Source organism: Prevotella melaninogenica (assembly GCF_003609775.1).
Classification (GTDB): Bacteria; Bacteroidota; Bacteroidia; order Bacteroidales; family Bacteroidaceae; genus Prevotella; species Prevotella melaninogenica_A.
On the sequence record NZ_AP018050.1, the window covers coordinates 391,187 to 411,499 of the forward strand.

12 protein-coding genes are annotated in these 20,313 nt (G+C 43.9%); 11 read left to right on the forward strand and 1 reads right to left on the reverse strand.

Annotated features, from left to right (window positions below; all coding sequences use genetic code 11):
• The first annotated feature begins 10 nt into the window (after positions 1 to 10).
• The 7 genes from PMEL_RS08415 (at position 11) to PMEL_RS08445 (ending at position 13,647) form a co-directional block, all read left to right on the forward strand.
• A complete protein-coding gene (locus PMEL_RS08415) occupies positions 11 to 1,468 on the forward strand; it encodes a hypothetical protein (protein WP_120174907.1) in 1,458 nt (485 codons plus the stop codon).
• A 15-nt stretch (positions 1,469 to 1,483) separates the two neighbouring features.
• Positions 1,484 to 2,890, forward strand: coding sequence for a hypothetical protein (locus tag PMEL_RS08420; protein WP_120174908.1), 1,407 nt, complete (start codon positions 1,484 to 1,486; stop codon positions 2,888 to 2,890).
• A gap of 132 nt (positions 2,891 to 3,022) precedes the next feature.
• Positions 3,023 to 4,102, forward strand: coding sequence for a DUF4876 domain-containing protein (locus PMEL_RS08425; protein WP_120174909.1), 1,080 nt, complete (start codon positions 3,023 to 3,025; stop codon positions 4,100 to 4,102).
• An 844-nt stretch (positions 4,103 to 4,946) separates the two neighbouring features.
• Complete coding sequence (locus PMEL_RS08430; protein WP_120174910.1) at positions 4,947 to 6,473, forward strand: alpha-L-fucosidase; 1,527 nt, start codon at positions 4,947 to 4,949, stop codon at positions 6,471 to 6,473.
• 21 nt (positions 6,474 to 6,494) lie between these two features.
• A complete protein-coding gene (locus tag PMEL_RS08435; protein ID WP_120174911.1) occupies positions 6,495 to 8,801 on the forward strand; it encodes a GEVED domain-containing protein in 2,307 nt (768 codons plus the stop codon).
• A 1,264-nt stretch (positions 8,802 to 10,065) separates the two neighbouring features.
• Positions 10,066 to 12,567, forward strand: coding sequence for a TonB-dependent receptor (locus PMEL_RS08440; RefSeq protein WP_120174912.1), 2,502 nt, complete (start codon positions 10,066 to 10,068; stop codon positions 12,565 to 12,567).
• Between the two features lie 9 nt (positions 12,568 to 12,576).
• Entirely contained in the window at positions 12,577 to 13,647 is a 1,071-nt protein-coding gene (locus tag PMEL_RS08445; RefSeq protein ID WP_120174913.1) for a DUF4249 domain-containing protein, read from the forward strand.
• 646 nt (positions 13,648 to 14,293) lie between these two features.
• Here PMEL_RS08445 and PMEL_RS08450 read toward each other — a convergent pair.
• The gene (locus tag PMEL_RS08450; protein ID WP_120174914.1) at positions 14,294 to 14,971 is read right to left on the reverse strand and encodes an OmpA family protein; all 678 of its coding nucleotides are present in this window, start codon (positions 14,969 to 14,971) and stop codon (positions 14,294 to 14,296) included.
• 376 nt (positions 14,972 to 15,347) lie between these two features.
• On the opposite strand from PMEL_RS08450, the gene proS reads away from it, so the two are divergent.
• The 4 genes from proS to PMEL_RS08470 all read left to right on the forward strand — a co-directional run bounded on the left by proS (position 15,348) and on the right by PMEL_RS08470 (position 20,231).
• A complete protein-coding gene (gene proS, locus PMEL_RS08455; RefSeq protein WP_120174915.1) occupies positions 15,348 to 16,829 on the forward strand; it encodes a proline--tRNA ligase in 1,482 nt (493 codons plus the stop codon).
• Between the two features lie 136 nt (positions 16,830 to 16,965).
• A complete protein-coding gene (locus tag PMEL_RS08460; protein WP_120174916.1) occupies positions 16,966 to 17,901 on the forward strand; it encodes a hypothetical protein in 936 nt (311 codons plus the stop codon).
• Positions 17,902 to 17,914: 13 nt separating this feature from the next.
• The gene (locus tag PMEL_RS08465; protein WP_120174917.1) at positions 17,915 to 18,856 is read left to right on the forward strand and encodes a hypothetical protein; all 942 of its coding nucleotides are present in this window, start codon (positions 17,915 to 17,917) and stop codon (positions 18,854 to 18,856) included.
• 502 nt (positions 18,857 to 19,358) lie between these two features.
• The gene (locus PMEL_RS08470; RefSeq protein WP_004352439.1) at positions 19,359 to 20,231 is read left to right on the forward strand and encodes an RNA polymerase sigma factor RpoD/SigA; all 873 of its coding nucleotides are present in this window, start codon (positions 19,359 to 19,361) and stop codon (positions 20,229 to 20,231) included.
• The last annotated feature ends 82 nt before the right edge of the window (positions 20,232 to 20,313 follow it).

The following is a 20,313-nucleotide window of genomic DNA, read 5'->3' on the forward strand; positions in this document are numbered from 1 at the left end:
GAAAAAGAATATGAAACTATATAAAGACATACGCCTCATACTTGCCACGGCAGCAGTGGGACTTCTCCTCGGAAGTTGCTCTAACGACCAAGTTGACGATTTCTTCAAAAAGATTATACAAGCCCCTCCTTCCTCTATTGAGCGAGATGTGAAGGGACATGAGCAGATTTATGCCGTTCATGCCATCTTGAGAATGGGCTATAAGGGGGGAATGATTGGTGTTGGACCAGACGGAAACGACTCTATTCGAGCGTATAACACCTATCATCTCGTCAGTGGTTCGACCTCTATCCCAGTCATGCAGGAGATTGATATCGCTAAGGATGACGACGGACAGATGACGATTACGACAGAGCGCGACTGCTTTGATGTGATTGCTTCAGACGATATCTACTATGGATTAGAACTGAAATACTATGACCAAAACGGTATGCTCATCAATCATCAGTTCTCAGGTTATCCCTTCATGAAGGACAAGGACGGCTATAACGTTCCTGATGAAGACAATGCAACACTGCTGGTTCACCAACATTTCTTCGGTATTGGTAATGCATCATTGAACAAAGCGGTGGCAGATAGTAGCTCTGCAGGGCGTGGACAGGAGGTACGTGGATTGCAAATGGCATACCCACGATTGTTGGCTTCACTACCTACTTATTATGACCGATACACCTTCAAGGAGAAAGGTGGAGCACTGGAAGCTGCCACAAAGTTCTCAACTTCTAACATCTATGTGCCTGATGGCTACACATTGGGACAGAATTTAGTGCCGTTCGATAGTGAGTTGGCATGGAAGTCGATTGAGGTATCGGGAAAACCAGAGGCTTTGCAGCCTTATAACTTCGGTGGAAAGACCTATCACCTCTACAAAACTATTGATCCAATGGAGCTAAATAAGATTACTCCAGAGGTCTTTACATACGAGTATCGTGACACGGATCCAGTGGAAGAAGAACTCGGAAAACTTTTTACAGAAGCTTATAACGATGACTTCACCGACCCAGATACTGAGTCGCCACGCCAGCGTTATGGTCATACTGTGGGATTACTGCGTCAGAAACGCAGCTTAGACTTCGGCTCAGACATGGACCGTTTGGGCTTTAAGGGTATCATGCAGTTCCACAAATCAGACATTGCTTTCCAGCTACAAGTGCGTATCTGCCACATTCTTAACAAAGGACAGCAGCACGTGGGAGAGTCGGAAAAGCCTGCAAAGTATTGCAATACGAACAATAGTGAGAATAGCTTCCTATGGGATTTCAACCAGTTACAACCCGGTTGGGATAGCTTTGATATCGACTATCCGCTGTCTGTTCGTGTGATAGCCAATACCAAGGACGGTGAAGACAAGTGTTTTGAGGATGTTAAGCGATTCTATCCTGCTGCCAACAAGGCACAGCTCTGGCGTATGCTGACACAACCACAAGACTTCTTCACACAGTACAGACATAACGTAGTATTGATGTAAAAACGAATTGGGAAGATGAATAAGATATTCAAGAACATTCTTTTATTATCATGCGTTGCCGCACTCTTCGCCTCATGCGACGACTTTGTGTTTGGCAATGTACATGTTGATTATAACGAAAATCCCTTAGAAAGCAAGGGATTAGCACGTAGTGGCGCAGACCGTTATGTAGATAGTCTGTCGAAAGTTAAGGTCTCTGAGCAGGTGAATAACCCCGACCCAGACGGAGCCTTCAATGGTTGGGCTACCTGCTTAGCTATGTTTAAGGAGGGACACTCCCACGGTGACGGTATGATGCATGGTAACTTCGTCTATCATAACGCCCCTTGGAAGCAGGAGGAGTTTGTCATTATCCGCAACAATACGGCAAAATGGCCTACGGTTGAGGTGCAACGCCAGAGTACGGTGACGTATCTTGAACAGAGCGATGGTAAGACTGGACCCGATTACATCCGTATCATCGGTGGGAAACTGAAGCGTTGGGGACTCTGTCTCTACTTCTTCGATAAGGAAGGTAAGCTGATGAACGACAATATTCTCGACCACTCTGATGAGTACCAGATATTCTTCACGGTGAGCGAGGTCGACGATAAGGGTAATCCTTACGAGGTGATGGACTGCCGTGGTACGTGGAAACCTAAGAAGAACAAGTTTGGTGACTGGAAGAAGGGCGGTACAGTCGACACGACACCAGTTCCTTCTCCGCTCTTTGCGAATAAGACGACGTGGAAGGAACGTGCCGAACTGACCCCAAAGATATTTGAATATACCTATCGTGACACGTGGATTCATAACGCAATGGCTGACGGAGCGCGTGAGTTGTTCAACCAACGTCTTCTCCCACCGTTGACCCGTGAGGATGCTGACTGGGCTGTTGCACCTTACGACCAAGACCGTGTAGGACTGAAGGGACACTTCAATTTCGACATTGATGCCGATGAAAACGATGAATTACATCAAGAGTGGCCATTAGAGATTACACGTCGTTTGGACCCAGCAACAGGCGAGGCTGGCCGTTATACACGTCCGTCTTACCTCTTACCAAAGTTCTATCTGTCTGTAAGAGTGATGAAATGCCCGAAAGGAAAGAAGGCATTGATACCGAAGGACGAGTATCTTAATCGCCATTCAACCTATGTCTTCCGCAGTCCGTTCATCTGTTCAGAGGCTTACAACCCTGACGAACCAAAGGAGTATGGGGCTGATTCAGAATGGAAGGAGCTTTTCCGCTTTAATATCCCTATCAAAGTGTTCTGCAGTAGCTTTGATACTGACCCAACAACCATCGACCCGAACGACCCACTCTATTTCTACTTAGGTCACGAAATAGGCTTGTCATCATTAGATGCGTTGGAAGCTTCGCAGAATGTACAGACCCACGGCATTGGTGGTGGCTCTGGTTTCGGAAACTGGTTCTTGTAACATGGACAGAGGGAGAGGACTGTGTCGTCGCTAAGGAAGTATCTATACGTCTGTAACTCACAATCTATTCCTCTCGTGGCAATAGTCCCTCCCACTGCTCACAATGATATAAACATAAATAGAAGAAAACAAATGATGAAAAAGAAGATAACTGCGTACCTGCTTTTTAGCCTTATGCTTTTAGGGCTAAACAGCTGTACGCGTAATGAAATGCCTGTGAAGCAATCCACTTCTAAGACAAAGTTAGACCACTTGATTATCAAGGAAGTGTTCTATGTTGGGCATTATTGGTATCGTGATGTACGTGCTTGGGGTATGAAGAATTTGAACCAGATGTACAATGACGATCAGTATATCGCCATCTTTAACCCTACGGACGAGGTGAAATATCTTGACGGATTAGCGTTGTGTGTCAATGCCATTGAACCAAGCAAAGCCATCCAGTTCGCACCGAAAGACGATTTCGTCAATCGTTATTATGGTGCATCGGGTATCTCTTATTTCCCCGGTAAGGGCAATGACTACCCTGTGAAGCCGGGTCAGACTATCATTGTTGCAAAGTATGCCATCGACCACAAGGCTAAATTTGAGGCTGAGTTAGAGGGCGAGGACCTGAGTATGTATGGCGGATTGAATGCCTTTTTAGACCTGAGTAAGGCTGATTTCGAATGGACAAACAGCAACTACGACCCCGGACGGAAGAACAATCCGAACGTTCCAGACATGAATGCCATCCTAACATCTACCGATGCCAGCGGCAATATTGGTCCTGCTTACGAGTTCTCTCATATCTCTGAGAGCAACGGTATTGCCTTGATAAAATTGCCTTGGACACCAGAGGAATTCAAGAAGAACTATGCTGAGACAAAGGATAGCAAGGGTTATCTGCATTACATCACCGTGACCAGTAGTGCCTTCGGTGACTTCTATGCCATCGAAATACCATTCGAGTGTGTCATCGACTGCATCACCATCTGTCCTCGTCGTATGTTCCAGATGCGACCAAGTAAGTTAGACAGAGGCTACAATGCCGTTACCGACATCTCTTTCTCAGGTTTAAAGCAAAGCGACTACCCCATATCTTCTGGCCTTGCACTGGTAAGAAAGTGGGATGGTAAGAAATTCGTGGATGACAACAACACAACCGCCGACTTTGAAGTAAAAGTCGCATCACTATCAAGAAAGGATGAGAAAGGAAACGCAATAAAGTAACAAATAAGAAACGGCTGTAAGGTATTAGAAGCGACTAAAGGTAAAAAGATGAAAAGGATAATAAGGCTGTGTCAAAGTAGGAGTAATCTATTTTGATGCAGCCTTTTGCATTGTGTATAAGAAGCAAGTTCTATATTCAAAGGTCAAACATCAAGTTCAAGGTTAATTCTTCAAACCTCAAAGGTCAAAGTTAACAGATCAAACCTCAAAGGTCAAAGTTCAAACATCAAAAGTCAAAGTTAACAGATCAAACCTCAAAGGTCAAAATTCAAACATCAAAAGTCAAAGTTCAAAGTTAAAGGCTTTCCTTTTTGTAAATAAAATTCAAAGACTGAAAATTAAAAGGGCGTTAATTGGCTTTCAGTTAACGCCCTTTTGGCTTGCAAAAGATGCCCTTTAAGACCCTTACTAACGCCCTTTTGAAGTCTAAGTAAGCACCTTTTCGAAGACAAGGCTGCAAGTGTTTGATAACATGTTAGTTACAAATGCGAGTGAAAAGGCGTTTTTTCGCTCTTTTAAGGCATAAAACACGAAAGGAAATGTAAAGGAATTTCGAAACGAAAGGGCAGCAATAAGCAAGCGAGATGGGGAGAGAGGGAACAGATAATTATCTGATGATTGGTCGATATTTTATGTTATCTTAAATAAATTATAGTCCAAATTACACGGATATCCAAATTAATTCGTATATTTGCGACCATCTTTTGAGTGACTTGCTGCCTTGATATAGCAGCACAGAGGTAAACAAGTTGCTCGCAATGACAAAAAACCTAAACTAAACATTGTCAATCAAATATTTATAAAATGTTACGTCTAAAAGTGCTGCTGAACTAAAAAACCTAATATGAACAACCGATTTCTACACGGTGTGCTTACTGCACTTGCCTTAACGGCATCGGCTACGAGCTTTGCTCAGACCAATACCGTTATGACCCTTAAGACGCAAATCGCTCCCAATGCGGAGAACGAACCACGTCCAGTGTTCCCTGTACCCACTGACCGTCAGTGGAAATGGCAGCAGACAGAGTTCTATGCCTTCTTCCATTATGGTATGAATACCTATACAGGTAAGGAATGGGGTAATGGTGATGAAGATGTAAACCGCTTCGCTCCAACCGCAAAGCCAGACCCACGACAGTGGTTAGAGGCTGTGAAAGAGGCTGGTATGACGGGCGGTATTGCTGTTGTGAAGCATCACGATGGTTTCTGCTTGTGGCCTACGGAGACTACGGATCATAAAAGTTCGAACTCATCAAGCCCTAATGCACAGGTGAACATCGCTGAGCTCTTTGCTAAGGCAGCACAGGATTTGAAGATGAAATATGGCTTCTACGTGTCTCCTTGGGACCGAAATAGTGGTCTTTACGGTACGGACAGCTATGTGAAGGACGTCTTCTTGAAGCAGTGTGCGGAGCTTGCAAAGTATGGCTCTGACCAGTTTGAGATGTGGTTTGACGGTGCAAATGGTGGCGATGGCTACTATGGTGGTAAGTACACAAAAATCAATATTGACCGTGCAACCTACTACGACGTACCTAACCTCCGCGATTCTATCCATAAGCTCAGCCCAAATATCATCCTTTGGGGTGTCGGTGGTGAGGCACGTTGGATTGGTAACGAGGACGGTTGGGCAGGCGAAACCAACTGGTGTAATGAGAATCGTGGTACTGCTCCAGAGCGCAATGGTATGTATGGCACAGAGAATGGTTGGTTCTGGCTCCCTGGAGAGAGCGATGCTAAGTTTACAGACAAAGGTTGGTTCTGGCATCCCGGTTGTCAACCAATGTCGGCAGAACGTACCTTCCAGATGTACTTAGAGACCGTTGGTCGCAATGCAACACTCATCCTTAACTGCCCTCCAGACCAAAGTGGTAAGATTCCAGAGAACCAAGTAAAACGTTTGAAGGAGTTTGGTACTATGTTGAAAGAGCGTTTCAAGACCAATCTTGCCAAGACTGCTACTGTTGAAGCTACCAGCACACGCAGCAACGGAGCGACACGTACTTACGTTGTTAACAACCTCATTGATGAGAATCCAGATACTTATTGGGCAGCAGAGGACGACGTAAAGGATGTTACCCTTACTTTCAAATGGAACAGCCCACAGACTGTTCGCTACGTAACCTTGCAGGAGTATGTAAGACTTGGACAGCGTGTAAAGGGTTTCTCAATCGAATATACCACTGATGGCAGCACATGGAAGCCACTGGCTAACAAAGTAAAGCAAACCACTATTGGCTATAAGCGTATCATTCCGCTCAACGGAAGTACCGCTAACAGCTATGGTTCAGGCTTTGATGCTAAGGCTATCCGCGTTCATATCAAGGACGCTAAGGCTTGTCCTGTAATGAGTGAGATTGCAATTTATTAATCGTTTGACTTGAGAAACAATATGAAAAAGAATATATTAGCTACCTGTGGTTTGTTGTTCTGCACCTCTTTGCTTCATGCACAGACCACAGAAGAGGTTAGAATAGATTTTGAAAATCAGAACTATAAGTCGTTAGGTGTCTACGACACTTGGCATAAGTCGCCTTTCCGCAGCCAAAACAAACAAGCTGCTGTATTGGAAGGAAACGTGCAAGTAGTAAGCAATATCGATAAAAACTACGATGAGATACTGAAGGCTACACCAAATGCTTCTGACAATGTGTTGGGCTTCCAGCGTTCACGCTTTGGCTCAAACACTTTCGGTGCACGCATCGATCTTAAGCAACCATTCGCTTTAACCAAAGAGACAAAGTATGTACACGTGATGATTCACAAGCCAAAGGCGGGTCGTACGATGCTTATCGGACTCGGAAAGCGTACGGATCGTAAGGGTCAGAGCGTTGACACAGAGCAGTTCTGGGAGCTTTCAACACGAGAGGTTGAGCCAAACAAGTGGGTAGATGCCGTTTTCCCAGTTAAGGGAGCAGGTGGCATCGAAATCCATAGTCTTGTAGTTGTTGTCGATTGTGAGGACACCAACGGTATGAAAGATGACTTCCTTGCTTATATCGACAATATCGTCGTAAACAACGAGGCTTTCACAACAACCAATCGTGAGGACTATCCGATGAATTATAGCAAGGATGCAAAGTGCTCACGCAGTGATCGTGGACTCAAGGGTATCAGCCTTGGCGACCAGACATTCAACCTCTATAGCGACATTACCACATCAACTCCAGCTTACACTTACCTCAGCAAGCAGTCGTTCTTAGCTAAACCGGGCGAGACACTCAACCCAGCTGTTCAGTACAAGGGCGTATGGATGCACAGCTATGTTTATCTTGACTTGAACAACAATGGCCGTTTTGAGCCAAAGGTAGAGGGCGGTCAGATTGTTCCAAACGCTGGCAACGAGTTGTTGGCTTACTCTTTCCTCGGTGGAGAGGATGAAAACTCTGGCTTTAACAGTGCAGGAACAGAGATTACTGGTAATGGTCGTAACACCCTCGTTATGCCTGAATTTACCCTTCCAAGTGACCTTCAGCACGGTTTCTATCGTATGCGTTACAAGGTAGATTGGAACTCTGCAGACGCAGGAGGTAGCATCGAGAACAACAACCACATCCTTAACAATGGTGGTGGTGCCATCGATGTGCGCCTGAATGTTCATGGCGACAATGTGAAGATTTATCAAGGTGCACTCAATGGTAAGGTTGTTGCAGAAGATGGTACTGAGCTGAACGGTATCTCTATCCCATTCGGTAAGCCTTACACAGTCAAGATGAAGCCTGAACATGGCTTTAACTTCAGCGGTCTGAAGGTGCGCCACGGCTACAACCTCACTGGCGATAGCATCAGCCACGGCACCTATCAGTATGTTGACGAGCTGATTCCACGCGAGCGTTTCAATGCTGATGGAACCTTCACCCTCCCTGCTGAGATGATTGATGGTGACGTTTCACTTGAGGGTATCTTCATTGATGCAAAGACATCTTTGACCTACGAGGTTTATTTCAACAATGAGTTTGTCTATTCAACCGTTGTCAATGGTGCCAAGACTGGTGCTGTGACGATTCCTGAAGGACTTGCAAGAGATTACGTTGAACTGACAGCTGACAAGCAGACAATCACAAGTCTCCCTGCTACAGTACGTATTAATGCTACATGGACAGCCCCAATGAAGGTGGCTACACCAGCCGACACTACTTGGTATAACCTCAAGGTGAGCAACCAGCCAAGATGGGTTTCGTCAGGAAACTATACACCTAACGTTTACTTCATTGACGAGACTTACATCACTACTGATTATGCGCTTTGGGCATTGACAGGTAATCCTTACAGCGGTTTCCGCCTCATCAACAAGGCAATGGGCCCTACAATGGTCCTCGCTTCGGCTTCTCCAAAGGGCTCAGCTAAGGCTGGTGGTAACACTTACGCTACCCTTCTGCCTGCTGATAACCTACCTGCTGGATACACCAGTGATTGGACTGTGACAATAAGTCCAAATGATGAAGAGGGCTTCTATATCTGTAATCCAGAGGGCTTCGGCTTGAACTATCGTGCTGACGGCAACCTTGCTTACTGGACAGGTGGTAAGGATGCTGGCTCAACCTTTGTTCCTACAGAGGTTAAGAAGACTTCTACTGGCATCCACGCGCTTATCTTCCAGAACGATTCAGCTACTACTTACGACCTCGCTGGCAAGACTGTTAGCAAGAGCCATAAGGGTGTTGTTATCCGCAATGGCAAGAAGATGCTCGTGAAGTGATTGCAAGTTGACGAGTGGACAGGTTAACGAGTGGATAGGTTAACAAGTTGCTTGTGAAAAAGACAAAGTAACAGAGGAACATGTTTTAGGTAACAAGTTGACAAGTTAACGAGTTGCTTGTAAAGAAGACAAAGTAACAGAGGAACATGTTTTAGGTAACAAGTGGACGAGTGAACAAGTTGCTTGTAAAGAAGACAAAGTAACATAAGAACAAAAAAGGCAGAGTAACAGGGAAAACTTGTTACTCTGTCTTTTTTTATGCTTCTTACTTATTCGCTCTCTTTGTTCCTCTATTACGCTGTCACTCTGTACTTTCTCCCTCTGTCATTGTATACATTATGCCCTCTTCCACCATTCAGTCCCTTTTGTCTTTTTGTCATTCTGTCTTCTTCCGACATTCTGCATTGTAAAGATAATTCAAAGATTAAAAAATAAAAGGGCGTTAATTGGCTTTCAATTAACGCCCTTTTGGCTTGCAAAAGGTGCCTTTTTGAGGTCTTACTAACGCCCTTTTGAAGTCCAATTAAGCACCTTTTGAGATTGGCTCTCACAACTATTTGATAATAAACTACTTATGTTGACATTAAAAATACTTGTTTTTAGCTCTTTTTCTCGCCTTTTTATCGGATGATTTGTAATAATATTTCAAATCTCGGTATTCAAAGTTTTAAGCTTAAAGTTGCGGTGCATTCTCTCACAGAACTCACAGATAAACAGATGACACAGAAACCTCCCCCAACCCCTCCAAAGGAGGGGGCTGCCTAACGGATAGTGGGTAAACTAAATCAACTAACCTGCAATAGCTTTACACTTCATATCATAATTATGACGTACTGATGAGAACTCAGTTCGAATAATTTTGACTTATGAATTCTGAATTACAATAGTAATCATGAGTATGGATTATGAACTCTGAATTACAATAGTAATCATAATCATGAATTATGAACTCTGAATTACAATAGTAATCATAATTATGAATTATGGATTATGAATTTTGAATTACAATAGTAATCATAATCATGAATTATGAACTCTGAATTACAATAGTAATCATAATTATGAATTGTGAATTATGAATTGTGAATTACAATAGTAATCATAATTATGAATTATGGATTATGAATTTTGAATTACAATAGTAATCATAATTATGAATTGTGAATTATGAATTATGAATTACCTCCAATCATAATTATGAATTGTGAATTATAAATTATGAATTAAAAGTATTATCTTTGCACCTGCTAAAAATTATATATTAATGAACAAACATTTCTTATTGGCTACCTTATGCCTATGCCCTTTGGGTTTATACGCGCATAAGGCCACTGATTCTAAGGCTACTACTTTGAGAAGTAACACGCCTGTACAAAGAGTAATTCGGGGTATTGATGAGGACAAAACACGACAGCGTTTTACACTCAGTGGATATGTGAAAGACCGCAATGGTGAACCCCTTATCAATGCAACAATCTACGATCTCACTACACGACAAGGTACCATGACCAATGCCTACGGACATTTCTCGCTCACATTAGGTGAGGGACGGCACGAAATTAGATGTAGCTACGTAGGTTATAAGACGCTTGTCGAAACCATAGAACTTACTGCCAATCAAAATCATGACATCATCTTGCAGAACGAAGCACAGTTGGATGAGGTAGTGATAACGACCGACCTTAACTCGCCTTTGCTGAAAACACAGACTGGTAAAATTTCTCTCTCACCAAAGGATATTAAAACGGAATACGCATTGTTGAGTAGTCCGGACGTTATCAAGACCTTGCAGCGCACGAGTGGTGTGTCAGACGGTATGGAACTTGCCAGCGGACTCTATGTACATGGTGGAAACAGCGACGAAAACCTCTTCCTCCTCGATGGTACACCGCTCTATCATACCAACCACACCTTAGGTCTTTTCTCCTCGTTCAATGCGGACGTTGTGAAGAATGTCGACTTCTATAAGAGTGGATTCCCAGCACGCTATGGCGGTCGTTTGTCGAGTGTCATCGACGTGCGTACGGCTGATGGCGACCTTTATAACACCCATGGCAGCTATCGTATCGGTCTGCTCGATGGTGCCTTCCATATCGAAGGACCAATCAGAAAGGGCAAGACATCCTATAACTTCGGCTTGCGTCGTAGCTGGTTAGACCTCTTGACACGTCCTGCCTTTGCGCTAATGAACAGTGGAAACAATAATGACGAAAAGATAAATATGTCTTATTTCTTCCACGACTTGAACTTTAAGCTGACCAATATCTTCAACGACCGCTCACGTATGTCGCTGAGTGTTTATTCAGGTGAAGACCGATTAGATGCAAAAGACGAGTCGTATTACAAAAGTAGTAGCAGCTATGAAGATAAAGACATCTATACAAATCGATTCCATTGGGGCAACTTCAATGCTGCACTCGACTGGAATTACCAGTTCTCACCAAAGCTCTTTGCTAACTTCACAGCCGTTTATACGCACAATCGTTCAACGGTATCGAGCTCAGATGAATGGAAGGTGATGAAAGATGGACAGGTAGACCGATTGGCGATTACCTCACATGGCTATCGTTCTTCTATCGATGACCTTGGCTATCGAGCAGCTTTCGACTTCCGTCCAAACCCACGTCATCACATTCGCTTCGGTCATGACTATACTTATCACCGCTTCCAGCCACAGACCAACAGCCGTTTTGACAGCTATCAGGGCGAAGGTATGGCAAAGACTGACACCATTGCGAGCCACAGTCATAACAAGAATGTGGCGCATCAACTGACCTTCTATGCCGAAGACGAAATGATGCTAAACGAGAAGTGGAGCCTCAACGGCGGTGTGAATGCAGATATCTTCAGTATCAGCGGTAAGACCTTCTCAACGCTGAGTCCACGTCTGGCAATGAAGTTCCAGCCTAACGACCGTCTTTCTTTCAAGGCAAGCTACACGTTGATGAGCCAGTTTGTACATAAGATTGCCAACTCGTTCCTCGATCTTCCAACCGACTATTGGGTGCCAACGACAGCTCGTCTACATCCAATGCGCTCTTGGCAGGTGGCAGCAGGTGCCTATATGAAACCAAACAAACACTGGTTGCTCTCATTAGAAGCCTATTACAAGCATTCAAGCCATATCCTGCAATATTCAAGTTGGGTAGGACTGGAGCCACCAGCAGCCAATTGGGACTATTTCGTTATGGAGGGCGAAGGCCGCTCGTATGGTGTTGAGTTGGATGCTGATTACAACATTGCCAACCTCAACCTGCATGGTTCTTACACGCTGTCGTGGACAGAGAAGAAGTTTGATGACTTCTACGATGGATGGTACTATGATAAGTTTGACAACCGTCATAAGTTCACCTTCACTGGTCGTTGGAACATCACGAAGAAGATTGCAGCCTTTGCCGCATGGACCTTCCGCACCGGTAACCGCATGACCATCCCAACACAGTATATCGGATTGCCAAATGTACCAGACCAGTCTGCCGAAGCCTTGAACTTCACTTGGAATAGTGACGGTGGCTTGAACTTTGCTTACGAAAAGCCAAACAACATCATCTTGCCAGCTTATCATCGTCTTGACATCGGCTTCGACTTCCGTCATACGACCAAGAAGGGCAATGAGCGCATCTGGAACCTCAGTTTCTATAATGCTTATTGCCACCTGAACTCTATGTGGGTACGTGTGAAAATCGACGATAAAAAACAGATGAAGATAAAGAACATGGCGTTCATCCCTGTTATTCCATCGTTCAGTTATACATTTAAATTCTAAGCTTCGAGTATGAAAAAGATATTATTTTTCCTCTTCCTTGCCCTGTCGGTAATGAGTTGCAAGGATGAATTCAACGTCAGCAACCTGCCTGAGGCAAAGGCAAAGTTGGTTGTCTATTGTATGCCTTCTACTGCTGACACCACTTATATCACAGTGTCACGTAGCATACCTTTGAAACAATATAACGCAACACAGAAGAATGTGCTAATTGACGATGCAACTATCAGCTATCAGTTGAACGGACAAACCATGCCGGTGACAGCCTTAGGCAATGGTCGCTATCGTGTTGTGGGAAAGCAGAAAGCAGGCGATAAAGTGCAGTTGCGTGTTGAAGCACAAGGCTTAGAGGCTGTTGAGGCATCTACAGAGATTCCACAAGCCATTGGTATAAGCCACCTTGCGACGCGCATGGTGCGTATGAAGGAAGACCCTTCGTCAAGTGTAAAAGACTTCCTACAGCTGCAAGCAACCTTCACCGACCCTACTGAGACACACGACTACTATGCTGTATGTGTGAGAAGGAAGATGTTGCGCAATTTTCATGTGGCTTGCTACCGTAATATGGGAGGAGAAATGCAGGTAGTAAGAGTCTACTACGATTACGACGAATATTTAGAGACGAGCAAATATCAACAATGGGATAGCACCTCTATCGAATATCAGTACGATAACTTCTATGTGCCTATTACTACGGCAAGTGAACCATTGCTGAATCCACTGTCTGATATAGACGACGATTTCGACTTTAGTAGTGACTTCTATCAGAACTTCTATATCTTTGATGATGCTACCATCAACGGCAAGACCTATACCCTTCATCTGAACATTGAGCCGTTTGTACGTGCCGCAAATATGTCTGATAAGGCAGCGAAGGAGTTAAAGAGATTGTATAATATTGAGGAAGGTGTGGAGGTAGAACTCTATCATATCACCCCTGCTTACTATCGTTTCTTGCAGGCGTTGAACGATGTTTCAAACAACTCTCTTGCCCAAGCAGGTCTCTCCAATATCCGTACTACTTACAGCAACGTGCGGAATGGTATGGGTATTTGTGCTGGGTTTAATGTGCAAAAGAGGTAATAAAAAAGCAAACTAACAAACTAACAACTGGCCCCTCCCCCTTACCCCTCCCCCAAAGGGAGGGGAGTGATTAGCGAGGTTCCCCTTGTGAGAAGTTGATGAGTTGCGTGTATATCGCTTCTTCACTTTGTTTCTCCTATCGCATCCGCTACTTTATTTTGTAAAGAAAAATCAAAGACTGAAAAATAAAAGGGCGTTAATTGGCTTTCAATTAACGCCCTTTTCGCTTGCAAAAGATGCCCTTTAAGACCCTTACTAACGCCCTTTTGAAGTCTTATTAAGCACCTTTTGAAAAGCACCCTTGCAACTATTTGATAACAAACGACTTACCACGATATTGAAAACACTCGTTTTTAGCTCTTTGCCTCGCCTTTTTGTTAGGAGAAATGTAATAATATTTCAAAAGCCAAACATCAAAAATCAAAGGTTAAACGTCAAAGGTCAAACCACGTTCTTCTGTTACTTTGTCTTCTAATACTCTGTCTCTGTTTCCCCCTATCGCTATTAACTCGTTAACTTGTCCACTCGTTAACTCGTCAACACGAAAAAAGGATACTGCCGAAGCAATACCCTTTTTCTTTTGAGAATTTATTTAGCAAAGTTTGTGGGACACACGAGGCGTGCGTCCCAGATGTTCTCAATTTGATTACAATGAACCGTTGTTTGCCTGACGAATCATCTCTGATGAAGCATAGAGGTAAACCTCTACACGGCGGTTAGCCTGACTAACAGTCTTGTTCTCGATAGGGTTTGCACTACCAAAACCCTGTACTGAACGAATCTGACGGCTGCTTACGCCACGGCCCTTGAGATAAGATGATACAGCCTCTGCACGACGCTGTGACAATGGCAGATTGATGTTATCATTACCAGAAGCATCGGTGTAACCCTGTATAGCAACGTCACAGTCAGAGTTGCGCTGCATCAAAGAAGCGAACTTTGTGAGGTCGTTCTTAGCAGCTGCGCTGAGGTTTGAACCGTTCAATGGGAAGAGAATACCAGAGTCGAAGGTTACCTTCACACAGTCTAAACCATTAGCATCTGTCACCTTATCGACACGTGCGTTAGGCAACTGCTGTGCAGCCTCACGTGCTACCTTGTCCATGTGACGACCAATGAGGGCACCAGCACCAGCACCAACAGCACCACCAATAGCTGCACCGATAGCTGTACTCTTACCATTACGACCTATAATCTGACCAACGATGCCGCCCAATGCTGCACCAGCACCGCCACCGATTAATGCACCTGTACCTTGCTTTGTCTGACAACTTACAACAGTGAGGAAACACATTCCTGCTGCTATCATTTTCATATTCTTCATAATCAAACGTATTAATTGATTAATATCTTTTACCTTTCGGCTTGGCTTTCAGCCGCACCTTAATTCATTTTAATTCGTGCAAAGTTAAACAAATATATGCCATTGGGCACACATTGCCAACATTTTTTTGTATTTTTGCAAAAAATAAAGCCAACTCGGCAAATCGAAGCAAGTTTCATTTGCACTCATTTGCATTCTTTTTTGCAAAAGATAGGCTGGTATTAGCAAGTAGGAATTAGATTCTTTCCGTCTTCGCTTCTCAGCTGTATCTGTGTGCAAAGTTAGTGTTTCGGAATATAACCGCAAAGGGGAAATACCTACAACAACATGGGAAATCCCCTAAACATGCAAAATAAGAAAACAGAATAATATATTTATGGCAAAAGAACTGAAAGAAATGACCAAGAGAGCAGACAACTACTCTCAGTGGTACAATGACTTGGTAATAAAGGCAGACTTAATTGAGCAGTCTGCTGTTCGTGGTTGTATGGTTATCAAGCCATACGGCTATGCTATCTGGGAGAAGATTCAGGCACAGCTTGACAAGATGTTTAAGGAGACGGGTGTACAGAATGCTTACTTCCCAATGCTGATTCCTAAGAGCTTCCTCTCTCGTGAGGCTGAGCACGTAAAGGGATTTGCCAAGGAGTGTGCCGTGGTTACTCACTACCGCTTGAAGGCTACAGAAGATGGTAATGCTGTTGAGGTTGACCCTAATGCAAGACTGGAGGAGGAGCTTATTATCCGTCCTACCAGTGAGACAATCATCTGGAACACTTATAAAAACTGGATTCACTCTTGGCGCGATCTGCCATTGATGTGCAACCAGTGGTGTAACGTTATGCGTTGGGAGATGCGTACTCGTCCTTTCCTCCGCACATCTGAGTTCCTCTGGCAGGAGGGTCACACTGCTCACGCTACACGTGAGGAAGCAGAGAAGGAGGCACAGACCATGTTGCGTGTTTACGCTGACTTCGCTGAGAAGTGGCTCGCTGTACCAGTCGTACAGGGTGTAAAGAGTGAGACTGAACGTTTCGCTGGTGCGTTGGATACCTATACGATTGAGGCAATGATGCAGGACGGTAAGGCTCTTCAGAGCGGTACATCTCACTTCTTAGGTCAGAACTTTGCAAAGTCATTCGACGTTACCTTCCTTAACAAGGAGAACAAGCCAGAGTATGTATGGGCTACCTCTTGGGGTGTTAGTACTCGTCTTATCGGTGCGCTCATCATGACCCACTCTGACGATAACGGTCTTGTTCTTCCTCCAAAGATTGCCCCTATTCAGGTGGTTATCGTACCAATCTTCAAGGGTGAGGAGCAGTTGAAGGAACTCACAGACAAGTTGCAGCCAGTTATCGATCAGCTTCGTGCGTTGGGAATCACCGTTAAGTATGACGATGCCGACAACAAGCGTCCGGGCTTTAAGTTCGCTGACTACGAGTTGAAGGGTGTGCCAGTACGCCTCGCTATGGGTGGTCGTGACTTGGAGAACAACACTATCGAGGTGATGCGTCGTGACACCTTGGAGAAGGAGAGCGTAAGTTTCGACGGTATTGTTGAGCGCATCAAGAACCTTCTCGACGAGATTCAGGACAACATCTTCAAGAAGGCTAAGGACTTCCGTGATGCTCATATCTACGAGTGTGAGAACTATGAGGAGTTCAAGGAGAAGGTGAAGGACGGTGGTTTCTTCCTCTGCCACTGGGATGGAACAGAGGAGACTGAGGCGAAGATTAAGGAAGACACGCAGGCAACCATCCGTTGTGTCCCTTATATGTTCGAGCAGACACCGGGCGTTGACATGGTAAGCGGCAAACCTGCTAAGTATCGTGTCCTCATCGCAAGATCATACTAATAGTTAACAATACTCACAGATTTAACGGCTTCAGGATATTTATAAAGGCAGGACTAACAACGAATGCTTATAAATTCTGGAGCCGTTAATCTTTTTATTCTTAAGCCTAAAATACTAATTAAATAATATTTGCCTTATGAAAAAATCACTTCTTTCTTTCGTTTTACTCCTCGCTGTAACAGCGTTGAACGCCCAGACCTTAATCAAGGCTAACTTCCAAAAAGGCGACCAAGTTACCTATGAGAGCGTAGCTGATATTAAAGTCAGTGTTCCCATGGCTGGAAACTCTGAAAGCATAAAGACAAACAGCCAAACAAAGATTACCGTAAAAGATGCTACTGCAGATGGTTACGTCATTGAAATGATGACAACCAATATCAAGATGGAAGGCAGTCAGGAGGTTGCACAGCAGACAGGAAACATGCTGAACCAATACCTCAGTAATGTACCAATGCTCCTAAAGACAGATGCTAACGGAAAGGTGAAGGACCTCTTGAACTATACTGAAGTTCAAACAAAGGTTAGCAAATTAGCAATGGTATCCATTGACTCGCTCTATAAAGCCAAACCTGAAATGGAGAAGACACTGCCTAAGTATAAGATGGCTATGTCTATCAACAGCCTACTCACCAAAGAAGCTTTCATCGAGTCTGCTGAAAACAATTCTTTCTTTATCCTTTTTGGTAAGACACTCAAGACGGGTTACAAAGAAGATATGAATATGCAAGGCATCAAAACCTCTGTAACCTATGAGGTAAACAAGGAACCAAACGCACTCAATATCATTGGTAAGATTAAGGGCAATATGACCGAAGACGATGTCAAAGCCTTCTTTATTGACAAGATGAAACAGATGGGTGCTGACGAAGCTATGGTTTCACAGCTCGATGCTAACTGGGGACAGATGCAGAAGATGGGTATGGCAAAAATGGATCTCGACGGTACTTCTACTACCAAACTCCTCAACACGGGTTGGGCTACGGAATACAGTACGAACGTGAAAACAAAGATGATGGGAATGGAAATGACCATCAACACTGTTACTAAATTAGTAGAACATAGCTGGAAATAATTGATATTTCGATATGAAGAAACTACTTCTTACCCTTGCTTTCGCCCTCACGGTAACAGCGTTGAACGCCCAAACCTTAATCAAAGCTAAGTTCCAAGAAGGCGAAAGGGCTGTTTATGAAACCGTGACAAACATTGAAGGAAAGTCTGCTGCGGCTGGTTCTGAAGCGGTAAAGATAACCAGACAGACGAAGATAACCGTACAAGAGATTCTCCGTGATGGGTATATTATCGAAATGCTTACTAAAGGCATAGCGGTAGATGGAAATCAAGCGTTTCTAAGACAGACGGGAGATATGATTATTCAAAGCCTTAACAATGTCCCTATGCTTCTAAGGACAGACGCAAACGGAAAGATTACTGACATCTTAAACTATGACGAGGTGCAGCGCAAAGCTTGGAAGTTTGCACTCACAGAACTCGACTCTCTCTACAATAATAATCCGAACGTAGAGAAAAGTATGCCGAAGATGAAGGCTATGATGAGCATAACAAAAGAGGTTGCTAAAGACGTTCTTATTGCGAATATCAATAATAACACCTTCTTTTATCTCTTCGGTAAATCCCTGAAGACTGGCTACACAGAGGATAGATATATAAAGGATATCAAGGCTGCCGTTACCTACACGCTTACCAAGAAGGGGATAACGACGAACATTGTTGAGAAGATTAGCAATAATATGACCGAAGCCGAGGTGAAAGCTTTCATCATTGACAAGATGAAGGGAGTCGGTGCTGACGAAAACCTTGAGCTGATGATAGCACAGCTTGAGGCCCACTGGGACAGAATGAAGGAAATTGGTATGGCAACAATGGATATTAACGGAACAACTAACTTTCAACTCCTCAAAAATGGTTGGCCTACCGAATACAGCTCGAAGATAAAAGCGAATAGGATGGGCGTGGATATAACCATCAACTCTGTGACGAAGTTAGTGCAGAAGAATTGGAAGTAATCTTAGCATATTTATAAGATATAAAGGTGGTGTAGGCAATCCTAACACCACCTTTTCTTTTCCTCCTCTCACGCAAAAAATCCCTTCTTACTTCCTTTTATATGCTTATGAATCCTATTGACAAGTATTGACAAAACAGAACACGCACCTATATTAACTTCGTGCGGATGCTTAGCACCATCTGTGCAAGGCATCCGCACCATCTGTGCGGAGCGTCCGCACATCAATTAAAGAGAGGGAAAAAAGAGTCTTTCGTTTATGTCATAATTCATTACAAGGCATTGTTTATTTACCCACAAGAGGACGGATTTAATGCACAACACATTAATTATATCTACAAAAACAGCCTCATGCAACGTGTAATCGTATAAAAAAACATAAAAATACACAATCAAACGCATCTAAATTTGGTTATTCACATAATTATATGTACCTTTGCAAGCCGTATCAATTTTGGATAACGGAAATTAGCTATATTTTAGGAGGAAATAGTAAACAATTCATGAGACAACTTAAGATTTCAAAAAGTATCACCAACCGATCAAGTGAGGCACTGGATAAGTATCTCGTTGAGATTGGTCGTGAGCCGATGATTACCGTTGACGAAGAGATTGAGCTGGCGCAGGAAATCCACAAAGGCGGTCGCAAGGGCGAGCGTGCGAAGGAGAAACTGATTAAGGCTAACCTCCGTTTCGTCGTTTCTGTGGCTAAACAGTATCAGCACCAAGGTCTCTCTCTGACCGACCTTATCGACGAGGGAAACATTGGTTTGGTAAAAGCAGCTGAGAAATTCGATGAGACTCGTGGTTTTAAGTTTATCTCATACGCCGTTTGGTGGATTCGTCAAAGTATTCTGCAAGCTATCGCTGAGCAGAGCCGTATCGTGCGTCTTCCACTGAATCAGGTGGGCGCTATCTCAAAGATTAATCAGGTAACGAACGAGTTTGTACAGAAGCACAACCGTCGTCCATCTATCCATGAGTTGGCAGAACTGACTGGTATCGATGAGGCTCGCATCCGTCAGAGCCAAAGTGCAGACAACCATCACATGAGTATCGACGCGCCATTTAGCGATGATGACGACAACTCAATGAGTGATATGCTGTCTTCAGGTGACGACTCACGTACCGACCGTGGCGTTGATTTCGAGTCAATGTCAGACGACCTTCGTGCTGTTCTTCAGAACACTTTGAAGGATCGTGAGATAAAGATTGTCACCGAGTGTTTCGGTATCGGTTGCCAAGAGAAGGGTTTGGAGGAGATTGGAACAGAGATGGGTCTTACCCGTGAGCGTGTTCGCCAGATTCGTGAGAAGGCTATCGAGAAGATTCGCGAGAGCGGAAATGCACGCGTACTCATGAAGTACTTGGGATAAGAAAGCAAGATTAAGATGATAAATAATAAAGAGGATGTGTAAGAAAACACATCCTCTTTTCTCTCTATAAAGTCCCAAAATC